Origin of the sequence: Brevundimonas sp., from assembly GCF_041919755.1 — a bacterium.
Lineage (GTDB): Bacteria > Pseudomonadota > Alphaproteobacteria > Caulobacterales > Caulobacteraceae > Brevundimonas.
The window spans coordinates 264,918-277,106 of sequence record NZ_JAYRTD010000002.1 but is presented as its reverse complement, the minus strand read 5'-3'; the positions used below and the strand labels follow the sequence as shown (position 1 = coordinate 277,106).

The 12,189-nt window shown below is 67.4% G+C and carries 10 protein-coding genes; 2 read left to right on the top strand and 8 right to left on the bottom strand.

Annotated elements, in window-relative coordinates; genetic code table 11:
- Positions 1-19: 19 nt before the first annotated feature.
- Positions 20-592 (bottom strand): DUF2799 domain-containing protein, encoded by a 573-nt coding sequence (locus ACE3TH_RS04160; RefSeq protein ID WP_374597628.1) that lies wholly within the window; start codon positions 590-592, stop codon positions 20-22.
- Positions 593-809: 217 nt separating this feature from the next.
- Here ACE3TH_RS04160 and ACE3TH_RS04155 point away from each other — a divergent pair, with 217 nt between their 5' ends.
- Together ACE3TH_RS04155 and rpoH are read left to right on the top strand one after the other, a co-directional pair.
- Positions 810-1,841, top strand: coding sequence for an RluA family pseudouridine synthase (locus tag ACE3TH_RS04155; protein WP_374597945.1), 1,032 nt, complete (start codon positions 810-812; stop codon positions 1,839-1,841).
- Between the two features lie 214 nt (positions 1,842-2,055).
- On the top strand, positions 2,056-2,943 hold the full coding sequence (gene rpoH, locus ACE3TH_RS04150; RefSeq protein WP_374597626.1) for an RNA polymerase sigma factor RpoH: 888 nt from the start codon (positions 2,056-2,058) through the stop codon (positions 2,941-2,943).
- A 5-nt stretch (positions 2,944-2,948) separates the two neighbouring features.
- On the opposite strand, the gene ACE3TH_RS04145 is transcribed toward rpoH, so the two are convergent.
- The 7 genes from ACE3TH_RS04145 to ACE3TH_RS04115 all read right to left on the bottom strand — a co-directional run bounded on the left by ACE3TH_RS04145 (position 2,949) and on the right by ACE3TH_RS04115 (position 12,180).
- Entirely contained in the window at positions 2,949-3,791 is an 843-nt protein-coding gene (locus ACE3TH_RS04145; RefSeq protein WP_374597624.1) for a response regulator, read from the bottom strand.
- Between the two features lie 60 nt (positions 3,792-3,851).
- Positions 3,852-5,147 (bottom strand): adenylosuccinate synthase, encoded by a 1,296-nt coding sequence (locus ACE3TH_RS04140; protein WP_296168872.1) that lies wholly within the window; start codon positions 5,145-5,147, stop codon positions 3,852-3,854.
- Between the two features lie 82 nt (positions 5,148-5,229).
- Positions 5,230-6,381: a phosphoserine transaminase gene (locus ACE3TH_RS04135; RefSeq protein WP_374597622.1), complete on the bottom strand. Its 1,152-nt coding sequence runs from the start codon at positions 6,379-6,381 to the stop codon at positions 5,230-5,232.
- The gene (locus tag ACE3TH_RS04130) at positions 6,381-7,304 is read right to left on the bottom strand and encodes a DnaJ C-terminal domain-containing protein (RefSeq protein WP_374597620.1); all 924 of its coding nucleotides are present in this window, start codon (positions 7,302-7,304) and stop codon (positions 6,381-6,383) included. The genes ACE3TH_RS04135 and ACE3TH_RS04130 overlap by 1 nt, the downstream gene beginning before the upstream one ends.
- 80 nt (positions 7,305-7,384) lie before the next feature.
- Complete coding sequence (locus ACE3TH_RS04125) at positions 7,385-11,068, bottom strand: glycoside hydrolase/phage tail family protein (protein WP_374597618.1); 3,684 nt, start codon at positions 11,066-11,068, stop codon at positions 7,385-7,387.
- Positions 11,069-11,530, bottom strand: coding sequence for an NlpC/P60 family protein (locus ACE3TH_RS04120; RefSeq protein ID WP_374597616.1), 462 nt, complete (start codon positions 11,528-11,530; stop codon positions 11,069-11,071). It lies immediately after the preceding gene.
- Positions 11,527-12,180 (bottom strand): DUF2163 domain-containing protein, encoded by a 654-nt coding sequence (locus ACE3TH_RS04115; RefSeq protein ID WP_374597614.1) that lies wholly within the window; start codon positions 12,178-12,180, stop codon positions 11,527-11,529. The genes ACE3TH_RS04120 and ACE3TH_RS04115 overlap by 4 nt, the downstream gene beginning before the upstream one ends.
- Positions 12,181-12,189: the final 9 nt, after the last annotated feature.

The window sequence follows — 12,189 nt, the reverse complement described above, 5'->3', positions numbered from 1 at the left end:
CCTGAATGCGTGCGGCGGCCTACCAGCCGCCGTATCGGCTTCCGATCGAAAAACGCAGCCGGTCTGCCTCGACGCGGGCATAACGCAAGGCATCCTCGGCCTCTCGCGCCCGTCGTCTTGCATCCCTGATCTCGCCGCGCACTTCCTCGATCCGGTCGCGGATGCGCTGGCGCTGCTCGTCGGTCAGACCTTCTTCGTCCAGTTCCCGGCGTTTCGCCTCCAGCTTGTCCTCGCGGTCATCGATGCGTGAAATGGCCGAGCTCAGGTCGCTCTCCGCCGACGACACCGCCTGCTCCACGGCATAGACCCGCCGCCCGTCCTCGAACGCCGGAATGAACTCTTCCTCGGCATAAGCCGGGCAGACTCCGGCATAGCTGCGGCCCTGTCGTCCCGCCTGAAAGCCGCCACTGGGCGTGCAGTAACTGCGCAGGCCATCCTCGCGCGCCGACATATAGACCTCGGTTTCCGGCACCACGCCATACTTCGCACAGGCCTCGGCATGATCGGCCAGCCGCGTTTGCGCCAACCCCTCCAGTCCGTCCTTGTAGCCTCGCTCGCCCCACGCTCCGGCCAGGCACTGGTCCTCGCTCATTGTAGCGCAACTGCTCAGAGCCAGCGCGGCCGCACCAGCCATCGCGCTGAGAACCATAGTCCTGATTACCATCGTCATCTTCGAGACCCCCGAGACTGCAATCATGCCGCACAGCCTGGCGGTCTCCAAGAGCGTCATTGGCTCCGTCAGGTCGCGTCATGCTAGACCGTTTGAACGCCTGCGGGCGATGGAGTCCTGCGTGTCCGAAGAACCTCTAATGGCCGATGATGTTCTGGATGACGCCGAACCGGATGCCGCTGCGCAACCCGTTCTGGAGGCCCGGATCGATCTGAAGGGCGTGCGTCTCGACAAGGCATTAGCCGTCACCTTCCCCACCCTGTCACGCGCCCGGCTCCAGACGCTGTTGGCGGAGGGGGCGGTCACTTGTGACGGCCAGGTCGTGTCCAATGGCTCGGCCAAGGCCCTGCCCGGTCTCTATGCCGTCACGCCTCCTCCGATCGTCTCAGCCACGCCCCTGCCGCAGGCGATATCGCTGACCGTCCTGTTCGAGGACGCCGACCTGATCGTGATCGACAAGCCCGCGGGCATGGCGGCCCATCCGGCCCCTGGCACCCCGGACGGCACTCTGGTCAATGCCCTGCTGGCCCATTGCGGCGACAGCCTGTCGGGCATTGGCGGCGTGGCCCGCCCCGGCATCGTCCACCGGCTGGACAAGGACACCTCCGGCGTCATGGTCGCCGCCAAGACCGATCGCGCCCACGTCGGCCTCTCTGCCCTGTTCGCCACCCACGATATCGAGCGGACCTACATCGCCCTGACCCGCGGCATGCCGATGCCGCGCGAGGGAAGGATTCAAACCCTGATTGGTCGCTCTCATGGTGACCGGAAAAAAATGGCTGTTCTAAAGTCAGGCGGCCGCGAAGCCATCACAGACTACGCCGTTGAAAAAATCTTCGGAGAGCAACTCGTTTTGCGCGGAAAAGGCCTACGTCAGACCGGGCCGTTCTTGGCCGCCCGCGTGGCCTGCGCGCTGCATACCGGTCGCACTCATCAAATCCGCGTCCACATGGCCTCCAAGGGCTGCCCCATCCTCGGCGACGCCACCTATGGCTCCGGCAGTCCCGCCACACCGGTACGCGCCGCCATCGCCGCTTCCGGCCTGACCCGCCAGGCCCTGCACGCCGCCGTTCTGGGCTTTGTGCATCCGGTTACCGGCGAAGCCCTGCGCTTCGAAACTGCCCCTCCCGCCGACATGCTGGCGCTGGAAGCGCAGCTCTCTGCACTCTGACCCATAGTCCGTCTTGATAAAGGACGGACATCCTGCTATACAGCACCTCGTTCGATGCCGTGGCATCGGGGCAACGGTCACGCTTTTGTGTGACGATCCGCCACTGACAAATGCGGAAACCCGACACTACTTCATCGGTTGAGGGGTGAGGCGATGGTGCACATTGGGTGGCCGTCTCCGTAGAGCCCGCTCGTTTTACGGTCGGAGGGACCATATGGCTGTCGCCAGATCACTAACGGTAATGTCGCCCGAACAGGGGCTGTCGCGTTACCTCACCGAAATCCGCAAGTTTCCGATGCTGGCCAAGGACGAAGAGTTCATGCTGGCCAAGCGCTGGGAAGAGCATCAGGACCCCGAGGCCGCGCACCGACTGGTCACCTCGCACCTGCGCCTTGTGGCCAAGATTGCCATGGGGTATCGCGGCTACGGCCTGCCGATCGGCGAGGTGATCTCCGAGGGCAACGTCGGCCTGATGCAGGCCGTCAAGAAGTTCGATCCCGATAAGGGTTTCCGCCTGGCCACCTACGCCATGTGGTGGATCCGCGCCTCGATCCAGGAATACATCCTGCGCAGCTGGTCGCTCGTGAAGATGGGCACCACGGCGGCGCAGAAGAAGCTGTTCTTCAACCTGCGCAAGGCCAAGAGCCAGATCTCGGCCTTCGAGGAAGGCGACCTGCATCCCGAACACCTGTCGGCCATTGCCACCAAGCTGGGCGTGTCTGAGCAGGACGTCACCGACATGAACCGTCGCCTCGGCGGCGACTCCTCACTTAACGCGCCGATCCGCTCGGACGGCGAAAGCGAGTGGCAGGACTGGCTGGCCGACGACACCCAGGTTTCGCAAGAGACCGCGCTGGCCGAGAGCGAGGAGAAGTCCTTGCGCATGGGCCTGCTTGAGGAAGCCATGCAAGAGCTGACGGACCGCGAGAAACACATCCTCACGGAGCGTCGCCTCAAGGACGATCCGGTCACTCTGGAAGAACTGGCAGGTCAATATGGCGTGTCGCGCGAACGCGTGCGTCAGATCGAGGTCCGCGCGTTCGAAAAGCTGCAGAAGGCCATGCGCGCCGCGGCCGAAGACCGCAATCTGGTCGACGCCTGAGCCGATCAGAAGCTTACAAGACAAAAAGGCCGGCTGATCCGTAAGCCAGCCTTTCTGCTGGGCTCCAGATGGACCAGGGCCAGCAGCCCACCGATCGGGGCCGCCAGCGTCGCCTTGGTCGGCGGACCTGACGCCAGACTGACTTCCAGCGCGCCGACGGCCAGCTGCAGCGGTTGGTCAGCCGTCTTCATGGCCACCTCTTTCAACGTTGCAGCCTGCTGTTTCACCGCGCGCGTGGCCTGCATCGGGTCGCTGTCGAACTGGTTCAGAGCTGCGGCCAGAATACGCATCGCCTGATCCTTGGCCTCGGCCAAGGCCGCAGGTCCTCGCGCTGCCGCATCGCTCTTGCGCTTGCCCGGCCCCTTGTATTCGCCAGAGTTAAAGCGCCTGCGATCCGGCCCGACATAGGCGATGCCTTCGACCCAACCACGCGGCTTGACCGCGACATTTTCGATCCGCTTGTACAGATCGGCGCTGGCAAACGGCTTGCGCAGGAACTCGTGCACACCGGCATCGCGGGCCCCGATGATCGTCTGCGCCGTCGCCTCGCCCGTGATCATGATAATCGGCGACTGCCGGCACGCCATGTGCGAGCGGCGAATAGCCTTGGTCAGCGCCTCGCCGTTCAGCCCATCGCCGCTGCGCTCGGTGAAGATCAGGCCCGGCTCCAGGGCCTCGGCCATGCGCATGGCGGAACCATTTTCGGCCTCAACCACGACTTCTCGTGCGCCCAGGCCCTTCATGATGTCCATCAGCATGCGGGCCGCATGACCGTTGGGATCGACGATCAGCACCCGTTTGATGACGGGTTCCAGCTTGGCCAGAAATCGACGATCGACAGCGAACACGAACAGAGTCTCCCACGCGGGCTGAAAGCCTAGCCTCCGCCGGTTAAGACCCGTTGAAGATCACCCTTGGAACGGATCGCGCATCATGATGGTGTCGTCCCGCTCCGGGCTGGTCGACAGCAGGGCGACCGGCGCCCCGATCAGTTCCTCGATGCGACGCACATATTTGATCGCATTGGCGTTAAGATCCTTGAAACTCCGCGCCCCCGCCGTCGTGTCGCTCCAGCCTTCCAGTTCTTCGAAAACAGGCTCGGCCGCTGCCTGCGCCCTCAGACTGCTCGGCAGATAGTCCAGCACCTCGCCATCGATCCGGTAACCGACGCAGATCTTCAGCGTCTCCAGCCCGTCCAGCACATCAAGCTTAGTGAGTGCGATCCCGTCGATGCCGTTGATCGCCACCGACTGGCGCACCAGCACCGCATCAAACCAGCCGCACCGCCGCGCCCGCCCGGTGTTGACCCCGACTTCGCGCCCGACGGTGGCCAGATGCTCGCCCACCGCATCGTTCAGCTCGCAGGCGAACGGCCCCTCGCCGACGCGCGTCGTATAGGCCTTCACGATCCCCAGCACATAGCCGACCCCGCGAGGCCCTATACCCGATCCGGCCGCCGCCTGCCCCGCCACCGTGTTCGATGAGGTGACATAGGGATAGGTGCCGTGGTCCACGTCCAGGAACGCGCCCTGCGCCCCTTCGAACAGCACCCGCTGGCCGTCGCGCTTGGCCTGATCCAGAACCCGCCAGGCCGGCTTCACGAACGGCAGGATCTTTGGCGCGATCTCCAGCAGCTGGCTCAACAGCGCCTCCGGATCGATCGGCTCCAGCCCCAGGCCCGCCCGCAGCGGATCGTGATGCGACCGCAACCGCTCGATCTTGACCTTCAGGTCGTCTTCATTGGCCAGGTCGCACACGCGGATGGCCCGGCGTCCGACCTTGTCCTCATAGGCCGGGCCGATGCCCCGTCCCGTTGTGCCGATCTTGGCTCCCGGCGCGCTCGCCGCCGCCTCGCGCGCGACGTCCAGCGCCGGATGAATCGGCAGGATCAGGCAGGCATTGTCGGCAATCGTCAGGATATCCGGCGTGATCGCCACGCCCTGGGCCGTGATCTTGTCGATCTCGCCGACCAGGTGCCAAGGGTCGACCACCACGCCATTGCCGATGATCGACGGCTTTCCCTGCACCACGCCGCTGGGCAGCAGGGCCAGCTTATAGACCTTGCCGTCCACGACCAGCGTATGGCCCGCATTGTGACCGCCCTGGAACCGCACGACCATATCGGCTCGGTTGGACAGCCAGTCCACGATCTTGCCCTTGCCCTCGTCGCCCCACTGGGCCCCGACCACTGCGACATTTGCCAAGAGAGTTCTCCGCCGACCGACAACCCGGAACGCGGGCGCAGCCTATAGCGGGGGAATCGAGGGATGTCGTCCCGTGCGCGGATTATTCCGCCAGCGCCGCCTCGAACGCCCAGTCCAGCCACGGCGTCAGGGCCTCGACATCCGCCGTCTCGACCGTGCACCCGCACCAGATGCGAAGGCCCGCAGGCGCGTTGCGATGGCTCTCAACATCGAAGGCAGCGCCTTCGGCCTCCAGCAGCGCCTTGATCCGCAGCACCAGCGCATGCCGCTCCGACGCTTCCATCGCCACGACGCGCTCGTCCACGATCTTCAGACATACCGACGTCGTCGATCGCGTCGCAGGATTTTCCGCCAGATAGTCGACCCAGGCCGTCTTGTGTACCCACGCATCCAGCGCCGCCGCATTCGCCTCGGTCCGCGCGATCAGCGTCTTCAGCCCGCCAATCGACAGCCCCCATTCCACCGCATCGATCCAGTCTTCCAGTGTCCAGACCGAGAAGGTGTTGATCATCGACCCCGACGCCAGCGTCCGGTCGAAGCCTTTGCTGTCCCGCAACCTCAGCACCTTGGGTACGGCCCGCGGTGGCGCATAGCGATCCAGACGCTCCACCGCTCTGGGGGACATCGCCGCCACCCCCAGCCCGGCCTCACCGCCCAGCGCCTTCTGAAAACTGAAGGTCACCACATCCAGCTTGCTCCAGGGCAGAGCCATCGCGAACGCCGCCGACGTCGCGTCACAGATCACCAGACCCTCGCGGTCGTCCGCGATCCAGTCCGAATTCGGGGCCTTCACCCCTGCCGTCGTCCCGTTCCACGGAAAGACCAGATCCTTGGCCGGATCGATCCCCGACACATCCGGCCACTGCCCCCATGGAGCCTCGATCACCTCGGGCTCCAGCTTCAGGTGATCGCGGATATCGGTCGCCCAGACCTGACCGAAGTTCTCGAACGCCAGAACCTGCACCGGGCGCTCGCCCAGCATGGACCACAGCGCCGCCTCGACCGCGCCCGTGTCCGATCCCGGCAGATAGACCAGCACCCAGTCGTCCGGCACCTGCAACAACTCGCGCGTCAGCGTCAGTCCATGCGCGAACCGCGCCACAACCTCCGGCGCGCGGATGCCCCGTCCCAGCAGATCATGGTTCAATGCCTGGCTGGACCAGCCCGGCCGTTTGGCCGTCGGCCCTGCGGAAAACCACGGCCTTTCCGGTTTCACATTCGGCTTGCCGGACATCAATCGCGCCACGGCTTGTACGGACCCTTGTCCCGCATCCCCTGCGCCAGATTGGTCAGGGCCGGATCCTCAGTCTCGGGCAGCATGATCATCAGCCGGGCCAGCAGATCGCCGCGCCGGCCGTCTGCAAACGCCCCCCGCCCCTTCAGCCGCAACACCTTGCCTGAGTTGGACCCCTTGGGAATGGTCATGCTGACCGTCCCCTCTGGCGTCCGCACCGGAATTTTGCCGCCCAGCACTGCGTCATACAGCGTCACAGGCAGGTCCATGGTCAGGTCCGCGCCCTCGCGTGTGAACACGGGATGCTTGGCGATCTTCAGCTCGATCAGGGCATCGCCCGCGACGCCGCCTCGACCCGGCGCACCCTGGCCCTTTAGCCGGATCGTCTGTCCATCCGACGCGCCCTTGGGGATGGCCACATCCAGCGTGCGTCCATCCGAGAACTGGATGCGCCGGGTATTGCCGCTGATCGCGTCCTCCAGACTGATTTCCAGCGTGGCTCGCACATCCTGGCCCCGGGGCGCATAGCCGCTGCCGGCCCCGCCGCGCCCGCGACCGGCCCCCCCGCCAAACATGCCGCCAAAGATCTCGTCCAGATCGATATTCTCGAACCCGGCCTGCGCCCCGCCGCCCTGGCCGAAGGGATTGCCGCCCCCGCGGCCGCCCGCGCCGCCGAACCCACCGCCCCGGAACTGCTCGCGGCCGTCGGCATCGATCTCGCCCCGGTCGTACTTAGCGCGCTTCTCGGCGTCTCCGACCAGGTCAAAGGCTGCCGTGATACGCTTGAACCGCTCGTCCGCCGCCTTGTTGCCGGGGTTCTTGTCCGGATGCAGTTCCTTGGCCAGCTTGCGGAACGCCTTCTTGATCTCATCGGCGCTCGCCGTCCGGGAAACACCCAGTTCCTTGTAGGGATCACCCGCCACGCGCTCACTGCTCCATCAGATCGACCGTCCCCTGTCAGTTAGGCCATTCCTGTTGCAGCGCAAAGGGACGGGCACCGAATCTAGCGCAACGGCGTACGCGCCTCGTCGCCCCAGCCATAACCTTCGCCCCATTGAGACACAGTCAGCGTGGCATCCGCACCGACCCCGCCCGGAAAGTCCGTGGCCAGATCGCTTGCCGCATAGGTCCAGCCCTCGCCCTTCACGACGACCTCGCGCCTCACAGTTTCAGCCTGCAGCACTCGCACCCGAAACCGCAGCGGATCGGGCCCCGCCGCCTCGCCGTCCCAGCGATCACCATCGATCCGCGAGCGCGTTTGCCAGCGGACCTGCCGTCCTCCAGCATCCGGCAGCGCCGCCAGATGCACCGGCCGCCACGGCCGCTCATGCAGGCCGGTCAGCGTCTGCGTCACCTCGCTGACACCCGCGCCCCCCGCCGGTCCTCCCAGCGGCCCGGCCCGCCAGATGATCGGCAGGCCCCGCTCTCCCCGCGGCAAGGCGATCCGCGCCAGAGCGTCGTCCAGCACCACACAGACGGAACCCACCAGCGCGCCGGCCTGCATCGGGCCCTCGGTCCCCTGCTGCCCCCGCAACAGCCCCGTCAGCCTCCAGACGCCATCTCCCACCGGCGTCGCCGCGCGATGCTGCACGATCTCCCAGCCCGCCTCCGTTTCGACTGCCACGGCGTTGCTTCCGGCCAGGACCGCGCCAGCGGACCGGCTCTCCGGGTCTCGCCCCTCCAGACGCACGACCACGTCATTAACCGTGTCCCAGCGCCACGGCTGCCCTGGTGCCAGGGCCTCGACCAGCACGCCTACCGTCGCCGACGACCGCACCTCGCCCCGCGGCGTCAGCGCGTCTGCGCTCATACCCGCAAACACCTGCATCGGTTGCCAGGGGTCTGCCGCCACCACGGCCAGCGCCCGTCCGTCATCCTCTGCACCCGGCAAAGGCGGTAGCTCCAGCACCCTCAGAAACGGTGCCCCGACCACCGAACCCGGCTCGCCCGGCATCGGCGTTGCATCGTCCTCGCCCGCCGCTACATCGACGACAGGCTCCAGCACCACCGAAGGTGTCTCGTCCTGATCCAGGCGCACGACGCGCCAGACCCCGGCCAGCCCCTCGACCTCGACCCGGTCACCCGGCTCCAACGTCAGCATTTGCAGTGGCCCCAGCGCGACCGTCAGCGATCGCCCCTCCGCGCTGGCCAGCACCCGCTCCGCCGCCGCACGTGCCGTTGCCCCACTGCATACCGCCGGTAGATCCAGATCGACACCGCCGGCCTCACCGCCGGAGCGCACAACCACCGCCCCGGTCTGATAGTCCGCATTGCCGTCGATGAACCGCACCCGCGCCACTCCCGGTCGTGCCTCCAGCCGCCGATCCGCCCGCACACTGACCCCTTCATCCGGCAAAGCCATCGCCTCTTCCGCCAGCGTCAGATCGACCGCGCCTTCACCCAACACCGCGACCTTCCCGCCCCGCTCCGCCGCGACCAGCCCCAGCCCGGCCAGCAACGGTTCCAGCGCATCGCGTGTCCGCATCGGCCGATCGATCACATAGCCCTGCACCTCGCACGCCACTGGCGCGATGTCGAACGCATCTTCGCTCAGCCCACCCCGCTTCAGGATCGCCGCGATCAGGTCCCGCGTCTCCCCCGACAGCCGTCCGTTCAGCCAGTGCCCCGTCCGCCACGCTCCTGCGTCGACCCAGACATCCGACCGCCCCGGAAACGCCGGATAAGGCCGCGCATCCCAGCACCAGGCATCCGCCCCCTCCAGCATCCGCCCCGAATAAAGGCTCGCCGCCGAATTATTCTCAGGGTCCGCATAATGCGCCAGCACCGCCTCCAGCGCCCGGCGCTGCATCCGGTCGTCCCGCGCCCCGTTCGATCCCGGCGGCAGGGCCGTCTCCGAACTCTTGGGGTCCTGAAACAGGTTCGGCGCATTCGCCCCGCGATCCACCGCCGCACAGCCGAACTCCGTCAGGCGGATGGGTTTCATCCCCGGCACCCAGGCCGTCGGCGTCGGACTGCGTACGCCGCCGGGCCGATCATGATGCGCGTTCGACCACCAGCCCTTCAGGTCCTTGGGCCGAAAGACCCAATCCTCTCCATGCGCCGTGTCGGCAATCGGCGTCCGCACCTGTGCCGCCCGATCCGTGTCCGAGGCATAGTACCAGTCGAACCCCTCTCCGCCCGCCACCTGCGCGGCCAGATAGTCGGCGTCGTCTGGACCTCCCCAGGTCGCCGCGTCCACCCCGCCGTCGTCTTCGCGCCAGTCGCCCAGCGGCGGATACCAGTCGATGCCGACGTAATCGATGCTGACATCGGCCCACAGCGGATCAAGATGAAACCGCACCTCCCCACCCGTCTGCCGCCCGAAATACTCCGACCAATCCGCCGCATAGCTGATCGCCACATCCGGGCCCACGATCGACCGGCACTCCGCCGCCAGCGTCCTGAACTGCGCCACCGCCGGAAAGCCGCCGCCCGCATCCCGTGTCCAGGTCAGCCCTCGCATCTCCGACCCGATCAGCAGCCCGTCGGCCCCCGTCTCTGCCACCAGCCCCGCATAGTGCAGTGCCATCTGACGCAGGCCCCAGCCGCCCGCCGTCCCGAACACCGCTGCCACATCCGCCGCCGCATTCGCTCCGTCACGCCCGCTCACCCGCCCGCGCCACGGATAACCTTCGCAGTCCATGAAGACGAAGGGGTACAGCGTCACCTCCAGCCCGCGCGCCTTCAGCGCCACCACCGCCTGCCGCACGCTCTCGTCCGACGGCGTCCCGCCGTAAGCAGGACTGCTGGAACCGGGTGCACGGCTGATCAAATGCGCGCTCCCGCGATCCAGCCCCGCCACCGACCATCCCGTCGGCACCGTCGTCTTGTCCCGCTGCTCCACCCCCGGCTTCACGACACAGTGGCTGGCGCGCACATCCGTCCCGAACCACCCCACCACCAGGCTGACCCGCTTCAGGTTCGGCACCTGCGCCATCAGCTGGTCGATCGATACCAGCAGGTCCGCCCGCCCCTCGCCATTGTGCAGGTTCTCCGGCGTCGACCGCGTCAGGCCGTCGCGCCGCATCACCACATCGGTCGCCAGCACGAACTCTCCCGCACCCGGGATCAGGCACACCCCCTCCAGCCGGTCCTCCAGCCGGGGTTCCGGCCCCCGTGCGCGCCGAAACACCTCGAAACTCAGCTGCGGCACCCGATTGCCGAACGGCCCCAGCGCCAGATCCTCGAACACCACATAGGCACAGCCGCGATATGCGGGGGCGTCTCCCTCCACCGCCTCGATCAGCGGGTCCGGCATCTGCTCCGCCTCGCCCCGATGGACCCGCATCGTCACGCCCGACATATCCATCGGCTGGCCGTCGGCCCAGACGCGCCCGACCCCGTCGATCTCACCCTCGCACAGCGCCACCGCAAAGCTCAGCGCATAGTCGTATTCGACCGTCCGCGGTCCGCCCTTGCCCGCCGAGCGCGTCGTGCGCCCCTCCTGGAACCGCGCGGCCCAGATTACCTGACCGGTCACCCGTGCCCGCCCGAAGACGCAGGCCATCGGCGCGCCCTCCGCCGTTCCCTGCACCCTCAGGGTTTCGAGCCTCGGCCCCTTCTGCCGCGCCGGCTCCAGGCTGGCGATCGCTCGCTGGTCGATGGCCCGCCCCAGGGTCGAGCCGATGAAGGCCCCGATTGGTCCCCCGACCGACTGCCCCACGCTGGTCAGGATCACCTGCGCCATTCAGCCCGCTCCGTGATTGTCATAGGCCGCCTCCGGCCAGGTGAACGCCGCCGCCAGCCGCTCTCGCCACCAGCGCCCCAGCCAGCTCTCGACCACCGCCCGTCCCCAATAGGCGTGGATGAACCGCGGCTCCGCCCCATCCACCGCACTCAGAATCCCGCAGTGCTTCACCGCACACCCCGGGGCCATCCGGAACAGCAGCACATCCCCCGGCCTGGCCCGCGCAACCGGTATCTCCACCAGCCACCGCCGCGCCGCCTCCAGCAGCGTCTCCTCGCCCCCGACCTCGGCCCAGTCCGCCCGGTACGCCGGCACCGCTGCCGGCTCGCGGCCCATCACCTCGCGCCAGACCCCCCGCACCAACCCCAGACAATCCGCCCCGATCTCCTTCACGCTCGCCTGGTGCCGATACGGCGTCCCCAGCCAGGCGCGCGCAGCCTCCACGATCTCTTGGCCCCTCACCGCCGGCTCCCCCCATCGTTGCGCCCGCCCTCCACCGGCACCGCCGTCAGGAAATCGTCGCCCGGCACATCCGGAAAGCCCTGAAAGTTCACCCCATTGCCGAACACGCCCACGCAGGTCGCGAACCGCTTGTCGCAACCCCGGCCCGGAAAGGCCGATACATCGACCCGGCATCGCCCGTCGCCCAGCACTGCATCGCACTCGCGCCCATAGGTTCGTCCCACCACCCGCTCCAGCGCCGCTGTCGGCCCGGCCAACTCGGCCACAAACCCTCCCCCTTCGCGGCGGATCGACGCCAGCGTCCCGACCCACAGCCGTACCCTCAGATCCGGCCGGGCCCAGTCCACGCGCCACAGCTCCACAGCCGCCCGGTCGAACAGTCCCGCCTCCACGTCCGCGTCGCTGATCGCGTCATCGTCCAGCCCGCCCGCCACCGAGGCCGCGCCCGCCCCCAGCCCAACCGCGCTCTCTGCCGCCCCGGCGGTCCAGCCGCTGTCCGCCCGGCACATCACCCCATCAACCTCCAGATCGCGGTCATGATCCGTGAACCCCAGCCTGACGCCATTGGCCCGCGTCAGCACCCAGGCGTGACACAGCCCCGCCGCCCCGCTCTCGATGCGGTCGGCCAATTCACTCGGTATGTGTCTCATGGGCTTGCC

What these genes read in the sequence shown, in the direction of transcription:
- ACE3TH_RS04115 (WP_374597614.1), bottom strand. Translation starts at nt 12,180, where the DNA reads ATGAGACACATACCGAGTGAATTGGCCGACCGCATCGAGAGCGGGGCG.
- ACE3TH_RS04160 (WP_374597628.1), bottom strand. Translation starts at nt 592, where the DNA reads ATGAGCGAGGACCAGTGCCTGGCCGGAGCGTGGGGCGAGCGAGGCTAC.
- ACE3TH_RS04125 (WP_374597618.1), bottom strand. Translation starts at nt 11,068, where the DNA reads ATGGCGCAGGTGATCCTGACCAGCGTGGGGCAGTCGGTCGGGGGACCA.
- ACE3TH_RS04155 (WP_374597945.1), top strand. Translation starts at nt 810, where the DNA reads ATGGCCGATGATGTTCTGGATGACGCCGAACCGGATGCCGCTGCGCAA.
- ACE3TH_RS04135 (WP_374597622.1), bottom strand. Translation starts at nt 6,381, where the DNA reads ATGTCCGGCAAGCCGAATGTGAAACCGGAAAGGCCGTGGTTTTCCGCA.
- rpoH (WP_374597626.1), top strand. Translation starts at nt 2,056, where the DNA reads ATGGCTGTCGCCAGATCACTAACGGTAATGTCGCCCGAACAGGGGCTG.